Annotated in this window: 23 protein-coding genes; 12 read left to right on the top strand and 11 right to left on the bottom strand. The window is 74.4% G+C overall.

Going from position 1 to position 24,028, the window contains the following annotated elements:
- Positions 1 to 184: 184 nt before the first annotated feature.
- Positions 185 to 604 carry an ATP-binding protein gene (locus ACI2LW_RS00720; RefSeq protein WP_404728937.1) on the bottom strand — a complete coding sequence of 140 codons (420 nt, stop codon included), beginning with the start codon at positions 602 to 604 and terminating at the stop codon, positions 185 to 187.
- Between the two features lie 314 nt (positions 605 to 918).
- Positions 919 to 1,989, bottom strand: a complete 1,071-nt coding sequence (locus ACI2LW_RS00715; protein ID WP_404728936.1) for a heavy metal transporter — start codon at positions 1,987 to 1,989, stop codon at positions 919 to 921.
- 94 nt (positions 1,990 to 2,083) lie between these two features.
- Between ACI2LW_RS00715 and dapE the strand changes: the two genes are divergently transcribed.
- A complete protein-coding gene (dapE, locus tag ACI2LW_RS00710; protein WP_404728935.1) occupies positions 2,084 to 3,163 on the top strand; it encodes a succinyl-diaminopimelate desuccinylase in 1,080 nt (359 codons plus the stop codon).
- 217 nt (positions 3,164 to 3,380) lie between these two features.
- Entirely contained in the window at positions 3,381 to 4,139 is a 759-nt protein-coding gene (locus ACI2LW_RS00705; protein ID WP_404728934.1) for a TIGR00730 family Rossman fold protein, read from the top strand.
- Positions 4,140 to 4,293: 154 nt separating this feature from the next.
- On the opposite strand, the gene folP is transcribed toward ACI2LW_RS00705, so the two are convergent.
- On the bottom strand, positions 4,294 to 5,154 hold the full coding sequence (gene folP / locus ACI2LW_RS00700) for a dihydropteroate synthase (RefSeq protein ID WP_404728933.1): 861 nt from the start codon (positions 5,152 to 5,154) through the stop codon (positions 4,294 to 4,296).
- A gap of 124 nt (positions 5,155 to 5,278) precedes the next feature.
- On the opposite strand from folP, the gene ACI2LW_RS00695 reads away from it, so the two are divergent.
- Both ACI2LW_RS00695 and ACI2LW_RS00690 read left to right on the top strand, forming a co-directional pair.
- Positions 5,279 to 5,635 (top strand): DivIVA domain-containing protein, encoded by a 357-nt coding sequence (locus ACI2LW_RS00695; protein ID WP_404728932.1) that lies wholly within the window; start codon positions 5,279 to 5,281, stop codon positions 5,633 to 5,635.
- A 116-nt stretch (positions 5,636 to 5,751) separates the two neighbouring features.
- Complete coding sequence (locus ACI2LW_RS00690; protein ID WP_404729481.1) at positions 5,752 to 6,336, top strand: DNA-3-methyladenine glycosylase I; 585 nt, start codon at positions 5,752 to 5,754, stop codon at positions 6,334 to 6,336.
- Between the two features lie 297 nt (positions 6,337 to 6,633).
- Here ACI2LW_RS00690 and ACI2LW_RS00685 read toward each other — a convergent pair whose 3' ends face one another.
- The gene (locus tag ACI2LW_RS00685; RefSeq protein WP_404728931.1) at positions 6,634 to 7,437 is read right to left on the bottom strand and encodes an enoyl-CoA hydratase/isomerase family protein; all 804 of its coding nucleotides are present in this window, start codon (positions 7,435 to 7,437) and stop codon (positions 6,634 to 6,636) included.
- 395 nt (positions 7,438 to 7,832) lie between these two features.
- Between ACI2LW_RS00685 and ACI2LW_RS00680 the strand changes: the two genes are divergently transcribed.
- Positions 7,833 to 8,000, top strand: a complete 168-nt coding sequence (locus ACI2LW_RS00680) for a DUF3117 domain-containing protein (RefSeq protein ID WP_003966491.1) — start codon at positions 7,833 to 7,835, stop codon at positions 7,998 to 8,000.
- Positions 8,001 to 8,116: 116 nt separating this feature from the next.
- Here ACI2LW_RS00680 and ACI2LW_RS00675 read toward each other — a convergent pair whose 3' ends face one another.
- Positions 8,117 to 8,815 carry an O-methyltransferase gene (locus tag ACI2LW_RS00675; RefSeq protein WP_404729480.1) on the bottom strand — a complete coding sequence of 233 codons (699 nt, stop codon included), beginning with the start codon at positions 8,813 to 8,815 and terminating at the stop codon, positions 8,117 to 8,119.
- A 276-nt stretch (positions 8,816 to 9,091) separates the two neighbouring features.
- On the opposite strand from ACI2LW_RS00675, the gene sigE reads away from it, so the two are divergent.
- From sigE to ACI2LW_RS00650, 5 genes are all read left to right on the top strand, one after another.
- Positions 9,092 to 9,751 carry an RNA polymerase sigma factor SigE gene (gene sigE / locus ACI2LW_RS00670; protein ID WP_404728930.1) on the top strand — a complete coding sequence of 220 codons (660 nt, stop codon included), beginning with the start codon at positions 9,092 to 9,094 and terminating at the stop codon, positions 9,749 to 9,751.
- Entirely contained in the window at positions 9,748 to 10,743 is a 996-nt protein-coding gene (locus tag ACI2LW_RS00665) for an anti-sigma factor family protein (RefSeq protein ID WP_404728929.1), read from the top strand. Before sigE ends, ACI2LW_RS00665 begins: the two co-directional genes overlap by 4 nt.
- Positions 10,744 to 11,523: 780 nt before the next feature.
- Positions 11,524 to 13,656, top strand: a complete 2,133-nt coding sequence (locus tag ACI2LW_RS00660; protein ID WP_404728928.1) for a trypsin-like peptidase domain-containing protein — start codon at positions 11,524 to 11,526, stop codon at positions 13,654 to 13,656.
- Between the two features lie 134 nt (positions 13,657 to 13,790).
- Complete coding sequence (locus ACI2LW_RS00655; RefSeq protein ID WP_404728927.1) at positions 13,791 to 14,258, top strand: sec-independent translocase; 468 nt, start codon at positions 13,791 to 13,793, stop codon at positions 14,256 to 14,258.
- A 332-nt stretch (positions 14,259 to 14,590) separates the two neighbouring features.
- A complete protein-coding gene (locus ACI2LW_RS00650; protein ID WP_404728926.1) occupies positions 14,591 to 15,262 on the top strand; it encodes a hypothetical protein in 672 nt (223 codons plus the stop codon).
- A 167-nt stretch (positions 15,263 to 15,429) separates the two neighbouring features.
- Here the strand turns inward: ACI2LW_RS00650 and ACI2LW_RS00645 are convergent, their stop codons facing one another.
- The 3 genes from ACI2LW_RS00645 to ACI2LW_RS00635 are packed head-to-tail and all read right to left on the bottom strand — an operon-like array spanning position 15,430 to position 18,590.
- Positions 15,430 to 16,563 (bottom strand): Mrp/NBP35 family ATP-binding protein, encoded by a 1,134-nt coding sequence (locus tag ACI2LW_RS00645; protein ID WP_404728925.1) that lies wholly within the window; start codon positions 16,561 to 16,563, stop codon positions 15,430 to 15,432.
- Positions 16,564 to 16,606: 43 nt separating this feature from the next.
- Positions 16,607 to 17,200: a DUF1003 domain-containing protein gene (locus tag ACI2LW_RS00640; RefSeq protein WP_404728924.1), complete on the bottom strand. Its 594-nt coding sequence runs from the start codon at positions 17,198 to 17,200 to the stop codon at positions 16,607 to 16,609.
- Positions 17,190 to 18,590, bottom strand: coding sequence for a magnesium transporter MgtE N-terminal domain-containing protein (locus tag ACI2LW_RS00635; protein WP_404728923.1), 1,401 nt, complete (start codon positions 18,588 to 18,590; stop codon positions 17,190 to 17,192). Before ACI2LW_RS00635 ends, ACI2LW_RS00640 begins: the two co-directional genes overlap by 11 nt.
- Before the next feature lie 226 nt (positions 18,591 to 18,816).
- On the opposite strand from ACI2LW_RS00635, the gene ACI2LW_RS00630 reads away from it, so the two are divergent.
- Complete coding sequence (locus ACI2LW_RS00630) at positions 18,817 to 19,572, top strand: hypothetical protein (protein ID WP_404728922.1); 756 nt, start codon at positions 18,817 to 18,819, stop codon at positions 19,570 to 19,572.
- A 194-nt stretch (positions 19,573 to 19,766) separates the two neighbouring features.
- On the opposite strand, the gene ACI2LW_RS00625 is transcribed toward ACI2LW_RS00630, so the two are convergent.
- Together ACI2LW_RS00625 and ACI2LW_RS00620 are read right to left on the bottom strand one after the other, a co-directional pair.
- On the bottom strand, positions 19,767 to 20,279 hold the full coding sequence (locus ACI2LW_RS00625; protein ID WP_404728921.1) for a hypothetical protein: 513 nt from the start codon (positions 20,277 to 20,279) through the stop codon (positions 19,767 to 19,769).
- 139 nt (positions 20,280 to 20,418) lie between these two features.
- Positions 20,419 to 21,534 carry a magnesium and cobalt transport protein CorA gene (locus tag ACI2LW_RS00620; protein WP_404728920.1) on the bottom strand — a complete coding sequence of 372 codons (1,116 nt, stop codon included), beginning with the start codon at positions 21,532 to 21,534 and terminating at the stop codon, positions 20,419 to 20,421.
- Between the two features lie 508 nt (positions 21,535 to 22,042).
- On the opposite strand from ACI2LW_RS00620, the gene ACI2LW_RS00615 reads away from it, so the two are divergent.
- Positions 22,043 to 22,627: a suppressor of fused domain protein gene (locus ACI2LW_RS00615; RefSeq protein WP_404728919.1), complete on the top strand. Its 585-nt coding sequence runs from the start codon at positions 22,043 to 22,045 to the stop codon at positions 22,625 to 22,627.
- Between the two features lie 96 nt (positions 22,628 to 22,723).
- On the opposite strand, the gene ACI2LW_RS00610 is transcribed toward ACI2LW_RS00615, so the two are convergent.
- Positions 22,724 to 23,953: an MFS transporter gene (locus ACI2LW_RS00610; protein ID WP_404728918.1), complete on the bottom strand. Its 1,230-nt coding sequence runs from the start codon at positions 23,951 to 23,953 to the stop codon at positions 22,724 to 22,726.
- Between the last annotated feature and the right edge of the window lie 75 nt (positions 23,954 to 24,028).

Raw genomic sequence — 24,028 nt, 5'->3', positions numbered from 1 at the left:
CACACACCGGCGGGGTTCAGGAACGCATCCTGGACCCGGCCCGCACACACCGGCGGGGTTCAGGAACGCATCCTGGACCCGGCCCGCACACACCGGCGGGGTCCAGGAGCGCACTCATACACCGACGGGGCCCAGGGGAGCACCCTGGACCCCGCCCGGGCCCGCCGGGACGCGCGACCGGCGGTCAGCCGGCCAGCGGCAGCCCCGAGACCGGCAGCCCCTTCCCGGGCAGCCCGGCCTTCGTCGCGGTCCGCGTGGTGTCGCCGAGGAGGTTCCCCGCGGACCCGGCCGCCTCGCCCGCCGCCTTCTGCGCCATCGGCGCCGTCTTCTTCACGAGCTTGCCGCCGGCCTTGCCCGCGGCCGGCACGGTCTGCTTGACGGTCTTGCCGCCGGTGTCGCCCGCGACCCCGGTGACGTGCTGCGCCGTACTGTCCACGGTGCTGCCGACGTGTGCCCCGTCCACGGCGGTCAGGCCGCCGAGGTTCGGGGTGGCCGGCAGCTGGGTGGCAGCGCCGGCGGAGCCGGCCGCACCGACCCCGGCGGCCGCTCCCGCTGCGACGAGCAGCGCGGTACGGGCGATCCGGCGGGTCAGGGGGAGGGACATGTTGCTCCTTCGACGGGAGAGATCCTTGAAGTGTCCAGCCTTGCCCGGTGGTTCGTTCCCCGGCCGGACTCGGACGCAGTGACTACCGCTCGAAGCCCTCGAAGGTTGCGCAGGACCGACGTAAAGAATTGGTAATGCGTCGTGTGGTCGGTTCCGGTCGGACCCGGGCGGGAAGCGGCCGCCCGAAGGGTCTGCGGAATCCTTACGGCGCTGTGTCCCCAAGGGGTGCGGCGCCCACGACGGAGGCGCACGGCATCCTTCCCGCCGTACCGCGCCGATACGCCCGGCATCACCCCGGAGGGTGAAGGCCCGTACTAGCGCCCAGTCGTGATCCGCACCGCGCCGGCGGCCCGCTCGGACCCGGCGGCGCCCTCCGCCTCCGTGCGCCGCCACTGGCTGTCGGTGATCCCGGCCGTCCACTCCTGCCCGGCGTAGGACACCCGCTCGATGTGCAGGGCCGAGGCGTTGGCGACCGCCCAGTGCGCCAGCTGCCAGCCGCGCTGCCGCGCGTCCCGCCCGGCGGCGGCGCCGGCACCGCCGCCCCCGCGCACGGGCAGCGTCACGGTCCGCCCGCCCGTACCGGAGCCGGAGCCCGTGCCCGCCGCCGGAGACGGGGCCGCGTCGGAGGCCGGCGCCGTGCCCGTGCCCGCGGACGCCGCGGACCCGGCCGCCCCCGTCCGCCCGCCGTCCGCACCCGCGTCGCCCACCTCGGCGCCCGCCTCCTGGACGACCTCCCGCCCGAAGTCCCGCACCAGCGCGGCGCGGACCGCGTCCGGACCCGTGCTGCGGGTGGCCCCCGGGCGTCCCTGGCAGGTGAGCGTCGCCGCGGCGCGCCCGGTCAGGGCGGCGGCCAGCAGGGTGGCGTCCGGCTCGTGCTTGGCGTACGCCTGCGGGTAACCGCTGCGCTGCACGCGCTGCGCGGCCACGGTCAGCGGCAGCCGCGTGTAGCCGGGGACCTTGGCGAGGTGCTCGTAGAAGATCCCGGCCGAGTAGGTCGGGTCCATGATCTCCTTGGGGGTGCCCCAGCCCTGCGAGGGCCGCTGCTGGAACAGGCCGAGGGAGTCCCGGTCGCCGTGCCGGATGTTGCGCAGGCCCGACTCCTGGAGGGCGGTGGCCAGGGCGATGGTGACGGCACGCTCGGGCATGCCGCGCCCGCTGCCGACGGCCGCGATCGTCGCCGCGTTCACCGCCTGCTCCGGGGTGAACTCGTACGACGCGCCGTCCTCCTTGCCGGAGACGACCTTGCAGCCCGGACCGCCGGCGCCGCCCGTGAGGTACTGGACCGTGAGGTAGCCCGCGAGTGCGAGCAGGACCGCGAGGGCCGCCCCGAGGCGGAGGAGGCGGCCGCGGCGCTTGCGCTGGGGGGTGGGGGACGGCTCAGACACGCGTACAAGGTACTGGAGGCCCCTGGGGCCGCCGAGCCGGGTGTGGACAAAACGCGGCGGCCCTCGGGAGGTTCGGCGGGTTAGGGTCGACCGCATGGCCGATACCCCGCTTGACCTCTCGCTGGACGCCGCACGGCTGACCGCGCAGCTCGTCGACCTCCCCTCCGAGAGCGGCACGGAGAAGCCGCTCGCCGACGCCGTCGAGTCGGCGCTGCGCGCGCTGCCGCACCTGACGGTGGACCGCCTCGGCAACAACGTCGTGGCCCGCACCGCACTGGGGCGCTCCGAGCGCGTGATCCTGGCCGGGCACATCGACACCGTCCCGATCGCCGGCAACGTGCCCTCCCGGCTGGACGAGGACGGGGTGCTCTGGGGCTGCGGCACCTGCGACATGAAGTCGGGGGTGGCGGTGCAGCTGCGCATCGCGGCCACCGTTCCGGCCCCCAATCGCGACCTGACGTTCGTCTTCTACGACAACGAGGAGGTCGCGGCCGAGCTCAACGGCCTCAAGCACATCGCCGAGGCCCGCCCGGAGTGGCTGGCGGGCGACTTCGCCATCCTGCTGGAGCCCTCCGACGGCGAGGTCGAGGGCGGCTGCCAGGGCACCTTGCGGATGCTGCTGAGGACCACCGGGGAGCGGGCCCACTCCGCGCGCGGCTGGATGGGCTCCAACGCGATCCACGCGGCGGCGCCGATCCTGGCCCGCCTGGCCGCGTACGAGCCGCGGTACCCGGTGATCGACGGGCTGGAGTACCGCGAGGGCCTCAACGCGGTCGGCATCTCGGGCGGGGTGGCGGGCAACGTCATCCCCGACGAGTGCGTGGTCACCGTCAACTTCCGGTACGCCCCGGACCGTACGCAGGAGGAGGCCGTCGCCCACGTCCGCGAGGTCTTCGCCGGCTGCGGGGTGGCGGAGTTCGTGGTGGACGACCACAGCCCGGGCGCCCTGCCGGGGCTGAGCCACCCGGCCGCGGCGGCGTTCGTCGAGGCGGTCGGCGGCACCCCGCGGCCGAAGTACGGCTGGACGGACGTCTCCCGCTTCTCCGCGCTCGGCGTCCCGGCGGTCAACTACGGCCCCGGGAACCCGCACTTGGCGCACAAGCGGGACGAGCGGGTGGACACCGCGAAGATCCTGGCGGGCGAGGAGCGGCTCCGGGCCTGGCTGACCGCCTGACTGTCCCGACCGCCTGACCGCCTGATCGCCCGGCCCCCGTCGGGCACGGGCCGTCGGGCACGGGCGGTCGGGCAGGGGCGGTCGGGCCGCTGCGCACGGCGGACACGGCGAGGTCCCCCGCCGGCCACCCGTCCGGATCTAGGCTGATCCGGAACGACCCCCGCCCGGGCTCCCATCCCGCCCGGGCCGGGGAGACCTCACTGCGGAGGGAGCACACATGGCTACAGGCAACCCCGAGGGCAAGCGGCGGCCACCGGAGGAGCAGCGCCTGGGACCGGTCCTCCGGCGGCGGGGCCAGGTCCAGGCCAGTACCACAGACCAGCGCCTGCTGGACGAGCGCGCCCCCACGGACTGGGTCCACACCGACCCCTGGCGGGTGCTGCGCATCCAGTCGGAGTTCATCGAGGGCTTCGGCACCCTGGCCGAGCTCCCCCCGGCGATCAGCGTCTTCGGCTCGGCGCGTACGCCGGTGGACTCGCCCGAGTACGAGGCGGGGGTGCGGCTCGGGCGGGGCCTGGTCGAGGCGGGGTTCGCGGTGATCACGGGCGGCGGCCCGGGCGCGATGGAGGCGGCGAACAAGGGCGCGTGCGAGGCCGGCGGCACCTCCGTCGGACTGGGCATCGAGCTGCCGTTCGAGCAGGGGCTGAACCCGTACGTCGACATCGGGCTGAACTTCCGCTACTTCTTCGTCCGCAAGATGATGTTCGTCAAGTACGCCCAGGGGTTCGTGGTCCTGCCCGGCGGCCTCGGCACCCTCGACGAGCTCTTCGAGGCGCTCACCCTGGTCCAGACCCAGAAGGTCACCCAGTTCCCGATCGTGCTCTTCGGTGCCGCGTACTGGGGCGGCCTGGTGGACTGGCTGGAGAACACCCTGATCGCCCAGGGCAAGGCCAAGCAGAGCGACCTGACCCTCTTCCACGTCACGGACGACGTGGACGAGGCGGTGTCCCTGATGTCCAAGGAGGCGGGGCGCTAGACCTGCGCTAGACCGCCTCGACGCCGGCGGAGGCGGGGGAGGCGGGGGAGGCAGGGGGCCGGGCCGACCCCGCGGGGGCCGGGCCGCGCGCCGGGCCCGGGCCGTCCTCCGCCGGGGCGGGGCGCTCAGGCCAGACCCCGGCGGGGCGGGGCGCTCAGGCCAGACCCCGGCGGGCGACGGCGGGTCCCCGGTGGCCGGCGATGGCGGCCACCATGTCCACCACCTGCCGCGTCTCGGCAACCTCGTGCACCCGGTAGACCTGCGCCCCCAGCCACGCGGAGACGGCCGTGGTGGCCAGGGTGCCCACCACCCGCTCCTTCACCGGCCGGTCCAGAGTCTCCCCGACGAAGTCCTTGTTGGACAGGGACACCAGCACCGGCCACCCGGTGGCCACCATCTCGCCCAGCCGCCGGGTCGCCTCCAGGCTGTGCCGGGTGTTCTTCCCGAAGTCGTGCCCCGGGTCGATCAGCACGGACTCCCGCGGCACGCCCAGCGCCACCGCCCGCTCGGCCAGCCCCACGGTCACCCGCAGGATGTCGGCCATGACGTCGTCGTACGCCACCCGGTGCGGCCGCGTCCGGGGCCGTGCGCCCCCCGCGTGCGTGCACACCAGCCCGGCCCGGTACCGCGCCGCCACCTCGGCGAGCCGCGGGTCCACACCGCCCCACGCGTCGTTCAGCAGATCGGCGCCCGCCTCGCAGACGGCCTCGCCCACGTCGGCCCGCCAGGTGTCCACGCTGATGACCACGTCGGGGAACCGCCGCCGCACCTCCGCCACGAAACCGACGGTGCGCCGCGCCTCCTCCTCGGCCGTGACCTCCTCGCCGGGGCCGGCCTTCACCCCGCCGATGTCGATGATCGCCGCTCCCTCGGCGACCGCCTGCTCCACGCGCGCGAGGGCCGGCTCGTCCCGGAACGTCGCCCCCCGGTCGTAGAAGGAGTCGGGGGTCCGGTTCACGATCGCCATGATCACCGGCTCGTGCGCACCGAACTCACGCCTGCCCAGCCTGAGCATCCGCTGTGACCTCTCCTTCTGCTTCCGGTTTCCGTCCGCCGGCGACCCTAACCGCCGGCGTCGCATGGCACGATCGGACCCTGACACACCCGACCGACTCCGAAACCCCGTGGGGACCTCAGCGATGGTTATGTTCCTGTTCCTGGTCGTCGCACTCGCCGTCGTGGTCGCCGCGGTGACCCTCGCCGTGGTCGGCGGCGGTCAAGGCACCGGCCCGCTGCCGGAGGCGGCGCCCGAGCGGCTGCAGGACCCGCTGCCGCCGGACCGGCCCCTCGGCCGCGCCGACGTGGAGAGCCTCCGCTTCCCGATGGTGCCGCGCGGCTACCGCATGGCGGACGTGGACGACGCCCTCAGCCGCCTCGGCGCGGAGCTCGCCGAGCGCGACTCCCGGATCGCCGAGCTGGAGTCCGCGCTGGCCGGCGCCCGGGCGGCGGCGGCCCACGTCCGCCTGAACAAGCCCGGGACGGAGGAGCAGCAGTGACCGACGCGGCCGCGGTGCGGGGCGCGGAGCCCACGGCGGGACGGACGGCGGGACGGACGGCGGACGCCGTGGCGGCGGCCGGCCTGCCGGAACGGGACGCGGGTGCGCCGGCCGCGGTGACGGCCGGCGCGGCGGTCGCCGGGCCCGACGGGCGGCCGCGCTGCCCGTGGGCGCTGTCCGCGGCCGAGTACGTGGCGTATCACGACGAGGAGTGGGGCCGCCCGGTGCACGGGGACGACGCCCTCTACGAACGGCTCAGCCTGGAGGCCTTCCAGTCGGGCCTGTCGTGGATCACCATCCTGCGCCGCCGCCCCGGCTTCCGCGCCGCCTTCGCGGGCTTCCGGATCGCGGCGGTCGCCCGGTTCACCGACGCCGACCGCGAGCGTCTGCTCGCCGATCCCGGCATCATCCGCAACCGCGCCAAGGTGGACGCCACCCTCGCCAACGCGCGGGTGCTGGCCGAGTGGGAGCCGGGCGAGCTGGACGCCCTGATCTGGTCGCACGCCCCCGACCCGGCCGGCCGCCCGGCCCCCAGGGTGCTGTCCGACGTCCCCGCGGTCACCCCGGAGTCCACGGCCCTGGCCAAGGCGCTGAAGAAGCGGGGCCTGCGCTTCGTCGGCCCGACGACGGCGTACGCCCTGATGCAGGCCTGCGGCCTGGTCGACGACCACCTCACCGACTGCGTGGCGCGCCGCCCCTGACCCCCGGCGGGGGCCGGGACGACGCGCACCCGCGGGGCGCACCGACCCGGCGGCCCGTCGCGGTGGCCCGCCGCGGTGGCCGCCGGTGCCGGTGGCGCGCTCGGTGGCCGGTCCTGGCGGGCCGGCCCGGTGGCCGGTGCTGGGACTCGTCGCGCCGGCCGGTCCTGGCGGGCCGGCCCGGTGGCCGTCCCGGGGACCCGTCGCGGTGGCGCGTCCCGGCGGCGGGTCCCGGGACTCGCTCGTCCGGGCGGCCCGTCCAGGGGACCCGGCTCAGCGGCCGGTCCCGGCCGCCCCGCCTCAGCGGCCGAGGTACTTCGGTCGCTCCTTGTTCACGAACGCCTGGACGGCGATGGTGTGGTCCTCGGACTGCCCGGCGCGTGTCTGGAGCTCGTCCTCCTTCTCCAGCGTCTCCTCCAGGGAGTGCGTCAGCCCGTAGGCCATCGCCTCCTTGAGCGCCGCGTACGCCACCGTCGGGCCCTCGGCCAGCGCCCTGGCCACCTTCTCCGCCTCGGCGCGCAGCTCGGCGGCCGGCACCAGCCGGTTGGCGATGCCCAGCTCGTACGCGTCCTGCGCGCTGATGCTGCGCGGGAAGAGCAGCAGGTCGGCGGCGCGGCCGGGGCCCACGACCCGGGGCAGGGTCCAGGAGATGCCGGAGTCGGCGGTCAGCGCGACACCCGCGAACGAGGTGTTGAAGGAGGCCGTGTCGGCGACGACCCGGTAGTCCGCGGCGAGCGCGAAGCCGAGGCCCGCCCCGGCGGCGACCCCGTTCACCGCCGCGACCACGGGCTTGGCCGCCCCGGCCAGCGCCCGCACGATCGGGTTGTAGTGCTCCCGCACGGTGCTCATCGTGTGCCCCGAGCCGGTCTCCCGGTCGGCCGCCAGCAGCCCGATGTGCTCCTTGAGGTCCTGCCCCACGCAGAACGCCCGGTCCCCGGCCGCGGTCAGCAGCACCGCCCGCACGGCCCCGTCGCCGGCCGCGGACTGGACCGCGTCGCGGAGGGCGACCTTGGTCGCGACGTTCAGCGCGTTCATCGCCTCGGGGCGGTTCAGCGTGATCGTCGCGAGCCCGTCGCTCACCTCGTAGAGCACGGTGTCGGCCATGGGTCTTCCCCTCCGCAGTCACGGTCCTGACGTACCGCTCAGTACGTCCCTTGTCCGAGGACAGCATGACGGAGTTCACCGGTGGCGGCGCGGACCTGACGTGTGACCTGCGTCAAAGAATTCCGCGGGGTGCGCGGCCGGCGCGGGTCGGGGAGAGCGCGCAGTATCGCAGTCACATCCCCGAATTGAGTGGTTTTGCTCGCGCGCGTTGCCCAAGCGATGCCGACTGATGTTGGTCATCGGGTCCTGAGATGCGGGATAATGGCTGGGAAGCAATGTGTTCGATGCCGGTGTCGCGTGTCCTGGACCGTTTCTGGGCAGGAAACCGCGCGCGTGCCCTCTCGATGGGGCCGTCGGCTTTGACGATGAGCTGGGTTTCAGGAAGGGGAACGAGCATGGCGGCCATGAAGCCGCGGACGGGTGATGGCCCGCTCGAGGTGACCAAGGAGGGGCGGGGCATCGTCATGCGCGTTCCGCTCGAAGGCGGCGGTCGACTCGTCGTCGAGCTGACCCCTGACGAGGCCGACGCGCTCGGCGACGCCCTCAAGAAGGTCGTCGGCTGACGCGCAAGCGACCATACTCTTCGGCTGCCCCGGCATCGTAAGCGGTGCCGGGGCCGCTGTTTTCCCGGACCCGGCCCGGCTCGGCGCCCGACCGCGCACAGCGGCCCGACGCCGGTTCAGCGCTTGACCGCGCACAGCAGGCCGTCGCCGACCGGCAGCAGGGACGGCACCAGCTCCTGGCTCTCGCGCACCGTGCGCAGCAGTTCCCGCAGTCTGAGGACCTCCGTCGGCTGCGGCCCGGAGTCCACCGTCCGCCCGTGCGCGAAGACGCCCTCGAACACGACCAGGCCCCCCGGACGCAGCAGGCGCAACGATTCAGCGAGGTAGTCCAGGTACTCCTGCCGGTCGCCGTCGCAGAAGACCAGGTCGTACCCGGCGTCCGCGAGCCGGGGCAGCACCTCCAGGGCGCGGCCGGGGATGAACCGGGCGCGGTTGCCGGCGAAGCCGGCGGCCCGGAAGGCCTGCCGGGCGAACTGCTGATGCTCGGGCTCGGGGTCGACGGTGGTCAGCACCCCGTCCGGCCGCATGCCGTGCAGCAGATGGATGCCGGAGACCCCGGTACCGGTGCCGATCTCCGCGACCGCCTTGGCGTCCACGGTGGCGGCGAGCAGCCGCAGCGCGGCGCCCGCGCCGGGCGACACCGAGCGCAGCCCTGCCTCACGGGCCCGCTCCCGGGCCCACCGCAGCGCGTCGTCCTCGGCGACATAGGCGTCGGCGAACGCCCAGCTCGTCTGCCGGTTGCCGGTAATGACCCTCTCCTGTCCCCGTGGGTGCCTGGGCGTGACTGTATCCGTTGGGCCCGGGAACCCGCAGATGGGACCAGTCGTTTGAAGGGGAGAGGAAGTGACGGGGGACGCGGCGGGGGGTAAGGGATGGAACGGGACGGCCGGCAAGTGCTGCCGCAGCCGGATGAGCCGTGGCAGCGCGTGTCAAACTTTCGTAAAACCGCTTATCCGGAGCTAACGGGCGAGGTGGCTATGGTAGGGGCTCCACTGGACACCACCAGAGCCGACAGGGGAGGTGCGGCCCCGCCCGTGGATCGGGGAGGAGTGCTCCGGCGCTTCCTCGGATCGCCGGGCAGGCCGAAATCCGTGAACGACACCGCTGCTGACCCGAGCCACGCCGACGGCTACGCCCAGACCGCGACCTTCTCCACCGACGCGGACGGGCAGGCGTGGACTCCGCCCACCTGGGAGGAGATCGTCAGCACCCACAGCGGCCGTGTCTACCGCCTGGCCTACCGCCTCACCGGCAACCAGCACGACGCCGAGGACCTCACCCAGGAGGTCTTCGTCCGCGTCTTCCGCTCCCTGTCGACCTACACCCCGGGCACCTTCGAGGGCTGGCTGCACCGCATCACCACCAACCTCTTCCTCGACATGGTCCGCCGCAAGCAGCGCATCCGCTTCGACGCGCTCGGCGAGGACGCGGCCGAGCGGCTGGCCAGCAAGGAGCCCACCCCGCAGCAGCTGTTCAACGACGCCCACTTCGACGCCGACGTCCAGCAGGCGCTGGACACCCTCGCGCCGGAGTTCCGCGCCGCGGTCGTGCTGTGCGACATCGAGGGACTGTCCTACGAGGAGATCGCCGCGACCCTGGGCGTCAAGCTCGGCACGGTCCGCTCCCGCATCCACCGCGGCCGCTCCCAGCTGCGCAAGGCCCTCGCCCACCGCTCGCCCCAGGCCCGCGCCGAGCGCCGCAGCTTCGTGCCCCGGGTCCCCGCGCTGGGAGGAGGGGGCGCGACCGCGTGAGTGGATCCCGAACCGACCCCGCCGCGAGCGGCCTCGCGGAACAGCATCTGGGAGACCGGCTCTCCGCCCTGGTGGACGGAGAGCTCGGCCATGACGCGCGCGAGCGCGTACTGGCGCACGTGGCGACCTGCCCGAAGTGCAAGGCGGAGGTCGACGCGCAGCGCCGTCTGAAGAACGTCTTCGCGGAGGCGGCCCCGCCGCCGCCCTCGGAGAGCTTCCTGGCCCGCCTCCAGGGCCTGCCGGGCGGCGGCGCCGGCGGGGACGGCCCACCGCTGGGCGGGAGAGGATTCCCCGGCGGGCTGCCGGGGCTCCCCGGACGGTCCGGCGGGTCCGGGACGTTCGGCCTCGAGCGCGAGGACCGGTTCGGGTTCGGCGTGCTTCCCGCCGGGCCGGGCCCCGTCGGCCCGGAGGCCGGCGGTGGCTTCCGGATCCACCCCGTCGGCCGCACCGAGGGGGAGCGCTCCGCCTCGCGCGGGCTGCGGTTCGCCTTCGTGGCCGCAGGGGCGGTGTCGCTGGCCGCGGTCGCCCTGGGCGGGGTGACCGCCGGTACGCCGGGTGACGCGGCCGCGGAGGCCCGCGGCGGCTCCGGCACCGGAAGCAACGTCACTCCGGCGGGTACGGCGGGCTCCGCCGCGACGGCCCCCGAGGTCGCGCGGCGCCGCCAGTCGCCCGGGCCGCCTTCGGCGCTCGGCCGGCGGGCCCCGGGCAGCGCACCGGCGGCGCCGACCGCGCTGTCCGCGCCGCTGCTCCCCGGAGCGCCGCTTCCGGCCGACGGGCAGGCGCCGGAGCAACTGCGCACCCTGACCACACCGGTGCTCGCGGGCGCGGCCGTCATGTCCCCGCTGATACGTCCGCTCAACACGACCCCGCCGATCTCCCTGACCTCCTGGTCCACGGGAGCCGCCCCCGGCACCCCCGGCCTGGTCACCGGGTCCGTCCCCGGTACGACGCCCGGCCTCGCCCCCGCGGCGCCCGCGCGCACGGCGCACTGAGGCGGCGGCGTCCCGGCCCTGCGCCGCGGCGCGCGAACCTGGTTGAATCCATGGTGGTCGCGCCCATGACACCGGTCCGGGCGCGCAGACGACGACGCACGGCCAGCGCCGAGGAGCCGTGCCGGGGCCCGCTGTGGGGAGAACATGAACGAGGGGAAGCCCACGAAGTCCACCCGCCCGAAGTGGTGGAACCGACCCCGGCCCGTGACTCCCGGGCAGTCCGGGGACCCGGCACCCGCGCCGGGCCCGGAGGCGGCACCGTCCGTGCCGCCGGCACGGGCGGGAGACGCGACGGCGGGGGCCACGCGGCACGCGGGCGACGAGGGGGACTACGAGCTGGAGCGGCCCGCCGCCCACCCGGACGGCGTGACGGACGCCGCCGGGCAGGACGCGCCCGAGGACTGCGTCCCGGGGCGCCCCGACCCGACCTCCGCCGGCACGGCCGGCGAGGGCGACTTCGAGCTCCCCCGCCCCACCCCGCCGGCTCCCGCCGGCGAGGCTGCCTCCGAGGCGCCCGCGCCCAGGCAGGGTCCCGGTTCCGTGGCGGAGGGGCGCGAGGCTGCCTCCGAGGGGCCTGCGCCCGGGCAGGGTCCCGGTTGCGTGGCGGAGGGGGGCGAGGCTGCCTCCGAGGGGCCCGCGCCCGGGCAGGGTCCCGGTTGCGTGGCGGAGGGGGGCGAGGCCGCCGCCGAGGGGCCCGCGCCCGGGCAGGGTCCCGGTTGCGTGGCGGAGGGGGGCGAGGCTGCCTCCGAGGCGCCCGCGCCCGGGCAGGGTTCGGGTTCCATGCCGGTCGAGAGTGACCCCGGCTCCGGGGTGCCCGCGGGCGGGCAGGTTTCGCCTTCCCCGGCGGAGGAGGGCGGCGGCGCCTCCGAGGTGCCCGCGCCCGCGCAGGGTCCGGGTTCCCCGGCCCAGCAGGGCGAGCCCGCCGCCGAGGTGCCCGCGGCCGGGCAAGTCTCGCCGCCCGCGGTGGGAGGGGACGGGGCCCCAGCCGTCGTACCGGAGAGCGGTCAGCACCCCGGGACCCGACAGCCGGCCGCAAGCGAGCCACCGGCCGTCCAGGCGGCCCCTGCGCCGGCCCTCGGCGACGGCCCCCGCGAGGAGTGGCCCCGGCCCCTGCACGACCCCGACCCCTACAGCACCCCGCCCTACGGCGAGCCGGGGCCCTGGGCGCCCGCGCCGCCTGTCCAGCACCCCGCCGTGGCCTCCGCGGCGGGCGGGAGCGTGGCGCAGCCGCCCGTGCCCGCGCATCCCGGCGACTGCGCGCAGCCGCCGGGCACGGTTCGGGCCCCCGGCCCCGTACCGCCCGTCCCGCCTGCCCAGGGGCCCTCCCCGGCCCCGCAGGACGATGTCACCGCGTCCGCGTCCGCACCCGTCGGGCACCCGGCCGCCGGGCACGCTCCGGCCGCGGACCCCGGAGCGGACCCCGCTACGGCGTCCGCTCCCGCCTCCGACCCCTTCGCGGCGCCGGCTCCCGCCCCCGATCCCCATGCGGCTGCCGCCCCTGCCGCCCCTGCCGCCCCTGCCGCCCCTGCCGCCCCTGCCGCCCTCGCGGCGTCCGCTCCCGCCCCCGACCCCTTCGCGGCGCCCGCGCCCGTTCCCGACGCTCATGCGGCGCCCGCCCCCGCCCCCGGCCCCCACACCACGTCCGCTCCCGTCCCCGCCCCCCTCGGCGGTGCCGCTGCCGTCCCCGCCGACGCCCCGCCCGCTGCCGGGCCCTGGGAGCGCTACGACCCCTGGGCGGCGAGCCCGGTCGCCGCGCCGTTTCAGCAGAGCGGTGCGGGCATGCTCTCGCCAGAGAAGCGGCGGCGGCGCGTGCGGCGGGCCATCGCCGGGGCGGCCGTGCTGCTCGCCCTGGCCTCCGGCGGGCTCGGCGGTCTCCTCGGGGCGTACATCGAGCGCAACGGCGGCGTGGGCGCCGTCGAACTGCCGCAGGCCGGGCACGAGCCCGCGGGACGCGCCCCGGACAGCGTCGCCGGGATCGCCGCCCGCGCCCTGCCCAGCGTCGTCACCCTGCACGTCACCGGCTCCGGCGAGCAGGGCACCGGCACCGGCTTCGTGCTCGACCGCCTCGGCCACATCCTCACCAACAACCACGTCGTCGAGGCCGCCGCCTCCAGCGGCGACATATCCGTCACCTTCAGCGGCGGCCAGACCGCCAAGGCCCGGATCATCGGCCGCGACAGCGGCTACGACCTCGCCGTCGTCCAGGTGCGCGGAGTGCGGGGCCTGACCCCGATGCCGCTGGGCAACTCCGACAACGTGCAGGTGGGCGACCCGGTCGTGGCCATCGGCGCGCCCTTCGACCTCGCCAACACCGTGACCTCCGGCATCATCAGCGCCAAGGAGCGGCCCATCACCGCCGGCGGGGAGAAGGGCGACGGCAGCGACGTGTCGTACGTCGACGCCCTCCAGACCGACGCCCCCATCAACCCCGGCAACTCCGGCGGCCCCCTGCTCGACACCCGGGGCCGGGTGGTCGGCATCAACTCCGCCATCCGCTCCGCCGACACCGGCTCGGACCTGCAGACCGGCCAGGCGGGCTCCATCGGGCTGGGCTTCGCCATCCCCGTCAACCAGGCCAAGCGCGTCGCCGAGGAACTGATCAACACGGGCCGGGCCAGCCACCCGGTGATCGGCGTGACCCTCGACATGAACTACACCGGCGACGGCGCCAAGGTCGGCGCCAAGGGGCGCAACGGCGGGTCCCCGGTCACCCCGGGCGGTCCGGGCGCCAAGGCCGGCATCAGGGCGGGCGACGTGATCACCGAGGTGGACGGCCAGCGGGTGCACTCGGGCGAGGAACTGATCGTCAAGACCCGCGCCCACCGCCCCGGCGACCGGCTGCGGCTCACCGTCCGGCGCGGCGGGATCGAGCACCACGTCTCGCTCGTGCTCGGCTCCTCGCACGGCAACTGACAGAAACCCCGCCGACACCTCGGGACGGTACCGGTGCGCCGCGTGCGCCGGGTACCGTGGATCCGGCCCGGACCACGGACAGCCCCGCACAGACCGGACCACCCGAGGGCCGAGGACATCGCAAGGAGCTTCAGGTGTTCAATGACATAGGACCGCTCGAGCTGGTGACGATCGTCGTCCTGGCCGTGCTCGTGTTCGGTCCGGACAAGCTCCCCAAGGTCGTCCAGGACGTGATGCGCACGGTCCGGAAGATCCGGGAGTTCTCGGAGAGCGCCAAGCACGACATCCGCCAGGAACTGGGCCCGGAGTTCAAGGACTTCGAATTCGAGGACCTCAACCCGAAGACGTTCATCCGCAAGCAGCTGGAGAACGACGAACTGGGGCTGAAGGAGATCCGCAACGGCTTCGACCTGAAGAAGGAGATGGCCGAGGTCACGGACGCGGTGCACAGCCGCGACGGCGACCTGTCCGCCTCGCCCGGCTCGTCCCCCTCGTCCGCCTCGTCCGGGGCGTCGCCCTCCGGTGGCCGGATCGACATGACCAAGGGCCGCGACGGAGCCGGCCGCGACGACCACCCGCCCTTCGACGCGGACGCCACCTGAGACCACCCGGACCGGCGCGTCGCCGTATCGCCCGCCCGGCCCACGCACCGCCCGCGGCGCAGGAACACCGCGACCACCCACCGCACCCGACGTGGCGCCGGACCCACCCGCCCCACGGGCCGCGCCGTACGGCCGTACGTGACGCGTTTCATACCGCGCGCGGGCCGTGCGCGGCCTGAACCCGCCCGTTCCGCGACCCACGCGGCGGGCGCTTTGCCCGGCTCACGGAGGCGGGGTGGATATGCTGCCGAGTTGTTGTGCGGACCGGACGAGTACGCCCGAAGGGGGGCGGGCCGTCCCGGTCCGACGAGAGCGAGGAGGCGTCCGGGCACATGGAGACGACGAGTAGGACGGTCGCGCAGGCGCCGGCCGCGGAGGGCGGACAGCGGCTCGCCCCCGCCCGGGGCACGGTCGACGGCTACCTGCTGGCGCCCTTCCCGTGGTACGGCCTCGACGAGGCCTTCACGGGGCCGCGCTGGCTGATGCAGGTCGGTACCTCGGCGGACGGCTCGGTGGAGCACGGTTCGACCGGGCACGGCGACGAGCCCTCCGTGCGCAACGAGTACGCGTCCGGCTCGCCGGACGACCCCAGGGAGCGGTTCGCGGTCGTGGTCACCGTCGCGGCCAACCCGGTGCGGCGCAGCGCGGACGGCACCGGCCTGCTGGAGGCCACCTCGGTGTCCTCGGCGGCCTGGCTGGCCGGGGTGGGGCTGCTGTCGTTCACCTGGCCCGGGCAGATGGACCACGCGCTGCGGGACGACTGGCTGGAGCAGCAGACGGAGACCGCCTGGGTGCTGGCCGACGACCTGTCCGGCCCCGCCTGGTCGTCGCTGTCGCTGCCCGTGGACGGCGTTCCCACGCCGTTCCACTACCGGGAGTCCGAGTTCGGCTGGGTCCTCGCCGGCTCCACCCCGCAGGGCGTCCACGTGGGCGCGTACGGCAGGGGCATGAGCGCGTACGGCCTGGGCTTCGCCGTGATCAACGACATCACCACGTACGCCTGACCGGCCCGCCGCCGCCTGACGGGCCGCACGCCGCCTGACGGGCCCGGCACCCCGCCCCGACGGGCCCGGCACACCGCCGTACGGCCCGGCACGCCGAAGGGCGCCGTCTCCCGGAGACGGCGCCCTTGACGGTCGTGGGCACGGCAGCCGCCCGCAGGCGGCCCGTACTAGAACTTGTTCTTCGGCGTGATGCCCAGCGACAGGCCCGACAGCCCGCGCTGCCGGCCGCCCAGCTTGCCCGCGATCGACCGCAGCGCCGAGCCCGCCGGGGACTCCGGGTCGCTCAGCACGACCGGCTTGCCCTCGTCGCCGCCCTCGCGCAGCCGGACGTCGATCGGGATGGAGCCGAGGACCGGGACCGTGGTGCCCGTGGTGCGGCTCAGGCCGTCGGCGACGAGCTGGCCGCCGCCCGTGCCGAAGACGTCGACCATCTCGCCGCAGTGCGGGCAGGGCAGGCCGGACATGTTCTCGACCACGCCGACGATCTTCTGGTGGGTCTGCACGGCGATGGAGCCGGCCCGCTCCGCGACCTCGGCGGCGGCCTGCTGCGGCGTCGTCACCACCAGGATCTCGGCGTTGGGGACCAGCTGGGCCACGGAGATCGCGATGTCGCCGGTGCCGGGCGGCAGGTCCAGCAGCAGGACGTCCAGGTCGCCCCAGTACACGTCCGCGAGGAACTGCTGGAGCGCACGGTGCAGCATCGGGCCGCGCCAGACCACCGGCGCGTTGCCCGGGGTGAACATGCCGATGGAGATGACCTTCACGCCGTTCGCCGACGGCGGCATGATCATGTTCTCGACCTGGGTGGGACGGCCGTCCGCGCCCAGCATGCGCGGCACGCTGTGGCCGTAGATGTCGGCGTCGACGACGCCCACCTTCAGCCCGTCGGCCGCCATCGCCGCCGCCAGGTTCACCGTCACCGAGGACTTGCCGACGCCGCCCTTGCCGGAGGCCACCGCGTAGACCCGGGTGAGGTTGCCCGGCTTGGCGAAGGGCACCTCGCGCTCGGCCTGGCCGCCGCGCAGCGCGGCCGCCAGCTCCCGGCGCTGCTCGTCGCTCATCACGTCGAGCGAGACGTCGACGCGGGTGACGCCCTCCACGCGGGAGACCGCGTCGGTGACCCGCTGTGTGATCGTCTCGCGCATGGGGCAGCCGGAGACCGTCAGGTACACGGTGACCGCGACCGCTCCGTCCGCGCCGATCTCCACCGATTTGACCATGCCGAGTTCGGTGATGGGTCGGTTGATCTCGGGGTCGTTCACCGTCGCCAGCGCGTCGCGCACCGCGTCTTCCGTAGCCATAAGGACGATGGTACGGCGCGCCGAGGCGGGCCCGGGACCCCCGTCAGCGGTCATCCACGTCACGTGCGCGCGGGTGTTCTGCCGGGAATACGTGCGGCCGGCGGTGCCCGTCGAGCCGTTCCTCGAGTTCCTTGACCATGTCCTGCAGTTCCGAGCGGAGCCAGTCCCGGGTCGCCACCTCGCCCAGGCCCATGCGCAGCGCGGCGACCTCCCGGGTCAGGTACTCGGTGTCGGCGATCGACCGCTCGTTCTGCTTGCGGTCCTGCTCCAGGTTGACCCGGTCCCGGTCGTCCTGCCGGTTCTGCGCCAGCAGGATCAGCGGGGCGGCGTAGGAGGCCTGCAGGGACAGCGCCAGCGTCAGGAAGATGAACGGGTACTCGTCGAAGCGCAGGTGCCGTGGCGCGGCCACGTTCCACAGCACCCACACGATGATCACCACGGTCATCCAGACGATGAACCGCCCGGTGCCCAGGAAGCGCGCGATGCGCTCGGAAAGCCGCCCGAAGGCCTCCGGGTCCCACTCCGGCAGCAGCCGGCGCCGCGTCGGGCGCGGCTGGTCCAGGCGGGTGCGCTGCCGGGGGGCCGCCGTGGCCCCCGCCGGCAGCCGCTCGCGGGTGCTCTCGCGCTCAGGTGCCATGGCCGGCCGCCCCCTCGTCCGCCGCCCGGTCCGTCCGGCCGCGCGTTCCACCGCCCGCCGCGGCACCCCGCGCGCCGCCCGCCGCGGCGCCCCCGCCGCCCCCGGCCTCATGTGTGCCGTCCGGCGTGTCCTCCTCGAGATGGAACTCCGTCTCCCGCCAGTCGTCCGGCAGCATGTGGTCCAGCACGTCGTCCACCGTCACCGCGCCCAGCAGTGAGCCGGCCTCGTCCACGACGGGCGCCGCCACCATGTCGTACGTGGCGAAGAACCCCGCGATCACCGGCAGCGCGGCGGAGGGCGCGAGCGGCTGGAGGTCGTCGTCGAGGATCGAGCCGACCAGGGTGTACGGCGGTTCGCGCAGCAGCCGCTGGAAGTGGACCGTGCCCAGGTACTTGCCGGTCGGGGTCTCGTCGGGCGGGCGGGAGACGTAGACCTGGGCGGCGAGCGCGGGCGACAGGTCCCGGTTGCGCACCCGGGCCAGGGCGTCGGCGACGGTCGAGTCGGGCCGCAGCACGATCGGTTCGGGGTTCATCAGACCGCCCGCCGTGTGCTCCTCGTACGACAGCAGCCGCCGCATGTCGGCCGCGTCGGCGGGCTGCATCAGGCCGAGCAGCCGCTCCTGCTCCTCCTCGGGCAGCTCGGCGAGCAGGTCGGCGGCGTCGTCCGGGTCCATCGCCTCCAGCACATCGGCCGCGCGCTCCCCCTTCAGCTTGCCGAGGATCTCGATCTGGTCGTCCTCGGGCAGCTCCTCCAGGACGTCGGCGAGCCGGTCGTCGTCCAGGGCCGCGGCGACCTCCGCCCGCCGCTTGGCGGAGAGGTGGTGCAGCACATTGGCGAGGTCGGCGGGGCGCAGCTGCTCGAAGGTGGCGAGCAGGTTCTCCGCGCCCTGCCCGTGCTCCTCCAGCGAGAAGCCGGTGACCGCGGACCACTCGACGGTCAGGGTCTCCCCCTTGCTGCGCCGGAAGGCCCCGCCCTTCCTGCCCTTCCTGACGAAGACCCGGTCCACCTCCCAGTCCCGGCGGGCCGGCAGCTGCTGCACCGACACGTCCAGGACCGTGACCTCCTCGCCCGTCTCCACCAGCGTCACCCGGCGGTCGAACAGTTCACCGAAGACGAGCCGCTCGGTGGGGCGTTGCTCGAAGCGTCGGACGTTGAGCACTCCGGTGGTGATGACCTGGCCGGACTCGATGCCGGTGACCCGGGTCATGGGCAGGAAGATGCGGCGCCGGGTGGACAGTTCGACGACCAGTCCGAGCAGGCGGGGCGGCCTCCGCCCGACCCGCAGCATGGCGACCAGATCGCGTACGCGCCCCACCTGGTCGCCGTTCGGATCGAAGACGGCGACGCCGGAGAGGTGCGAGACGAAGATCCGGGGGGCGCCCGCTGCCATGGCTGCGCCTCCTTTGCGTGGCTTGGTGACACGTGATGCGTGTGACGTGGTGGATGGGGTGGGTTCCTTTTCCCAATTGCCCGCTCAGGTGGGCTTCAGGCTAGCCCGTCCTGTTCGGATACGCCCTGGTGAGGGGTCCGGACGAGCTGGCTCCGCCCGCCTGTCGCGGCCCCGGTACGCTGCCGTACGCCGCGCGACCACCCCCGTCAGAAAGGCAGCCCCACCTGTGTCTGCGATCCCCCAGGGCCGTACCCGCCGGGCAGTGCTGGCGAGCGCGTTGTGCGCGCTGGCCGTCGCCGGGACAGGGCTGACGGGGTGCTCGGGGGACGACCCGGACGCGGGCACCAACGGGGTGGGCAAGCTGCCGGCCGAGAAGATCCAGAGCCGGACGAGGGCGGCGGCGGACTCGGCGGCCACGGTGCACCTGTCCGGCAACGTGGTCAGCAACGGCCGTACGTACCGGCTCGACATGCGCCTGAAGTCCCGGGGCGCCACCGGCTCGGTCACCTCGCAGGGGGTCACCTTCGGGCTGCTGCGGGTGGGCTCGCAGCTGTTCCTGAAGGCGGACGCGGAGTTCTGGAGCCACGCCGACGGCGACGCCGGCGGCAAGGACGACACCGGGGCGGCGGACAAGCTCGACGGCAAGTACGTGAAGGTGCCGCAGGGCGACCCCGCGTACAAGCGGTTCAGCGGCTTCACGGACAAGAACGTCCTCCTGGACGGGCTGCTGACGCTGCACGGCACGCTGGCGACCGACGGCCACCACGAGCAGTCCGGCGTCCGGACGATCCGGGTCACCGGCGACGACGGCTCCGGCGGCACCCTGGACGTCTCCCTGGAGGGCACCCCCTACCCCCTGCGCCTGGTCCGCGCGGGCGGCGCGGGCACCCTGACCTTCTCCGACTGGGGCAAGCCCTTCTCCCTCACCGAGCCGGAGAAGAACGACACGGTCGACTACGGCAAGCAGCTTCCCACGTCGTAGCGCCCGCGCCGGCCGCGGCGTCCGGCCCGCCCGCGGCGGCACCGGGCCCGGCGGACCCCCGGCCCCCGCCGGGCGGCCCGCCGTCGCGTGCGCGGTGCTCGTCCTTGGTGCCATCCGGCCTTCTCCTTCCCCCGCCGCCGCGGTGGTCCTCCGCGGCGGCCGCGGGCAGTGGCGCGGCCGGCCCTTGCGCCCGGCTACGCGCGCCGTCGTCTCTTCAGCAGCAGCTTGGGCAGTCCCGCCGGCGCGGGCCGGCGGGTGGTGGCCGGCGTCGGCAGCGGGGGCGCGGCGAGCGAGTCCTCGGGCAGGGGCGCCCGGTCGCCGGCCGGCTCCAGGCGCAGTACCCGGCACTCGCGCGCCCAGCGCTCCGTCATCGCCTCGCCGTCGGGCGCGTTGAGCCGCTTGCCCTTCAGCTCGGCCACCGCCGCCTCCCAGGCCTCGGACCGGGGCGCGAGCTCCACGACCCGCGCGGCCCAGGTGACCAGCCGCCCGCCCTTGTCCTTGCTGCGCACGGTCACCTCGGCGGCGCCCCCGTCGGCCAGCCCCGGCATCGGCTGCTCACCGGGCCCGTCGCCGACCACACAGGCCGCGCCCTCGTGCCAGACGTGCCACAGGGCGCGGGCCGGGACACCGGGACCCTTGACCCAGATGAGGCCGGACTTCTTCGTGGCCTCCTCGACGAGGGCCTGGCCGAGCAGCTCGCTTGTCATGGCAGAAGACTAACGAGACGCCCGCGAGCCCCGGCCCCGCCGACCGGCCCCGGCACCCCGGCGACCGGCCCCGGCGGCTGCCCCCGCACAGCCGGCCGCCCCATCAGAGCCGGCCGCCCTCGCGCAGCCGGCCGCCCCCTCACAGCCAGCCGTTGCGCTTCAGGGTGCGGTGGATGCCGAGGCAGATCGCCACCGTGATGCTCATGATCACCGGGTAGCCGTACTTCCAGTGCAGCTCCGGCATGTAGCTGAAGTTCATGCCGTACACCCCGCAGACCATCGTCGGCACGGCGATGATCGCGGCCCAGGCGGTGATCTTCCGCATGTCCTCGTTCTGCGCCACCGACGCCTGGGCGAGGTTGGCCTGGAGGATGGAGTTCAGCAGCTCGTCGAAGCCGATGACCTGCTCCTGGACGCGCGCGAGGTGGTCGGCCACGTCCCGGAAGTACTTCTGGATGTCGGGGTCGACCAGCCGCATCGGCCGCTCGCTCAGCAGCTGCATGGGCCGCAGCAGCGGCGCCACCGCGCGCCTGAACTCCATGACCTCGCGCTTGAGTTGGTAGATCCGCCCGGCGTCGGTGCCGCGCGCGGTGCCGCCCCGGCCGGGTGTGAACACCTCGGTCTCGACCTCGTCCACGTCGTCCTGGAGGGCGTCCGCCACGGCGATGTACCCGTCGACGACGTGGTCGGCGATGGCGTGCAGCACCGCCGAGGGGCCCTTGGCCAGCAGCTCGGGGTCGTCCTGGAGCCGGTGCCGCAGCGCGCGCAGCGAACCCTGGCCGCCGTGCCGGACGGTGATGAAGAAGTCCCGCCCGGTGAAGCACATCACCTCGCCGGTCTCCACGACCTCGCTGGTGGCGGTGAGCCGGTCGTGGTCGACGTAGTGGATGGTCTTGAAGACGGTGAACAGCGAGTCGTCGTAGCGCTCCAGCTTGGGCCGCTGGTGGGCCTGGACGGCGTCCTCGACGGCCAGCGGGTGCAGTCCGAACTCCCCCGCGATCCCCGCGAATTCCGCCTCGGTCGGCTCGTGCAGCCCGATCCACACGAAGCCCCCGTCGCGCCGTACCAGTCGCATCGCCTCCTGCGGGGTGAGCGGTCCCGGCGTCGTGACGCGGGCCCCGTCGCGGTAGACGGCGCAGTCGACGACGGCGGAGGGAGTGGCCGGGTCGCGCGTGGTGTCGTAGCCGCCGCCGTCCTTGCGGGGCGCCGGGCGGGACGGGCGGACCACGGCGCGCAGGTCACGGATCATCGACATGGCAGGGCTCCTTCGCGGCAGGCGACGAGGCGCCGCCGACGGCGGTTGGAACTGCCCGGAATGAGGACGTCCTGACTTCCGGATGTTTGGCACGTCCACAAAGCGGGGAGCACCGCACCGTCGCGGTGGCGAGTTTCGTCGCTGGGTCAGATCAGACAGATCAGGCAAACAAACGAAGTGCTCTTCCGCGTGACGCGCCCGAGGGCACGACGGTGAAAGGCGGCAGCCAGCCGGAGCGGGAACAGTGCACCGGAGCCTTGACGGCTACTCCATCAACAGCCGGAAGAGCGGGTGGTACTGCACGGTCGACTTCGATCCATGACAGCCCCACCTCCTCCGGCCGGTCCCTGGTGAGGGACGATCCCATCCCACTGGGGGATTCTCATCGGTGTCGGGACTCGATACGCGATGCTTCTGCATGCTGCCCGAACCACCGGCTCAGGGTACCAGTCGCCCGGTGTGTCAAGGCGCTGCTTTGCCCGCTGCTGACGAGTTCTATGCTCGCCGCATGGCAGATGTTCTTCCTCTGGTCGAGGCCCGGCTGCGCAGCGCCCTGGGCGAACCGGACGCGCGTGCCTCGGTCACCTTCCTCGGCGCGGACCGCGTCGAGGTACTGCGCTTCCACGAGGGGGACGTCGTCCGGTACGCCACGCTCGGCATGTCCGCCCAGCCGATGAGCGACCCCACCGCGATGGTCGCCGACCCCCTCAGGGGGCCGCGCGCCGAGCTCGTCCTTTCGGTGCGGGCCGGTCTGGCCGACACCGACAAGGTGCTCCGGCCGCTCGCCGTGCTCGGCGCGTCCCCGCAGGTCGAAGGTGTGGTCGTGGCGCCGGGGGCCTCGCTGGACGTCGGCGGGCCGTTGTGGCCGGGCGCCCCGTTCACCTCGGTCCTGGTGGCCGAGCCGGGCGGCCTGGTCGAGGACCTGGAGCTGGACGAGCCGATGGAGCCCGTGCGGTTCCTGCCGCTGCTGCCGATGACGCCGAACGAGGCCGCCTGGAAGCGGGTGCACGGCGCCGGGGCCCTCCAGGAGCGCTGGCTGACGAACGGGACGGACCTGAGGGACCCCGCCCGCCGGTCCGTCCCGCTGGACTGACCCCGGAGTGACCAAGGTCACCGGCCCGGGCGCGGGCGCCTGAACCCGGACGCTCCGGCGTGTGCGCCCGCGTGCCCGACGCGCCTGCGTGAACGGTCAGTTGGCGAAGACGGCGACGCCGTCCTCGGCGGCGTGCCGCGGCTGGAGCTCCTCCGCCTCGTGAGTGAGGGAGCGGCGCCGTACGAGGACCACCAGCGCGCCCAGCAGGGCGGTGGCGCCCGCGACGACGAACGGCACCCGCATGTCCGTCCACTCCTCGATCTTCGGCGCGAAGTAGGGCGCCGCGGCGGCGGCGAACCACCGCACGAAGTTGTAACCCGCGCTCGCCACCGGGCGCGGCGCGTCCGACACACCGAGGGCCAGCTCGGTGTAGACGGTGTTGTTCACGCCGATGAACGCGCCCGACAGGACGGTGCACACGATCGCCGTCGTGTGGTCGCCGAAGCCCAGCACCAGCACATCGGCCGCGAGCAGCACCAGCGAGCCGCCGAGCACCTTCAGCGAGCCGAACCGCTCCTGCATCCGGGGCGCCACGATCACCGAGAACACGGCGAGCAGCACGCCCCAGCCGAAGAAGACCGCGCCGGACTTGTACGGCGTCATGTCCAGCACGAACGGCGTGAAGGCCAGCACGGTGAAGAACGTGTAGTTGTAGAAGAACGCCGAGACGGCCGCCGAGGCGAGACCGCCGTGGCCGAGCGCCCTGACCGGGTCGAGCAGCGAGGTCCGGCGGGCCGGCTTCGGCTGCTCCCTCAGGAACGCCGCGACGCACAGGAAGCCGACGGCCATCAGGAACGCGGTGCCGAAGAACGGGTAGCGCCAGCTCGCGTCGCCGAGCACGGCGCCCAGCAGCGGCCCGCACGCCATGCCGAGGCCGAGGGCCGACTCGTAGAGCAGGATCGCCGCGGCGCTGCCCCCGGCCGCCGCGCCGACGATGACCGCGAGCGCGGTGGACACGAAGAGGGCGTTGCCCAGTCCCCAGCCCGCCCGGAAGCCGACCAGCTCGGCGACCGAGCCGGAGGTGCCGGCGAGGGCGGCGAAGACCACGACGAGGGCGAGGCCCAGCAGCAGCGTCCTGCGCCCGCCGATGCGGCTGGAGACGAAGCCGGTCACCAGCATGGCGAACGCGGTGATCAGGAAGTACGAGGTGAACAGCAGGGAGACCTGGCTGGGAGTGGCGTTCAGGCCCTGCGCGATGGAGGGCAGGATCGGGTCGACCAGTCCGATGCCCATGAAGGCGACGACGGACGCGCCGGCCGTCGCCCACACTGCCTTCGGCTGCCGCAGGATGCTGCCCGCACCCGCGTCGAAGGGATCCGCGGCCATGCCTTCTCCAATCCGGAGGGGTGGTGAGGGGGTGGTGAGGGGGGTGGTGATAGTTGGCTTATACACACACTAAGT

This window comes from Streptomyces sp. NPDC004065, assembly GCF_044903565.1.
Lineage (GTDB): Bacteria > Actinomycetota > Actinomycetes > Streptomycetales > Streptomycetaceae > Streptomyces.
This window is presented reverse-complemented; position numbering and strand designations above follow the sequence as displayed.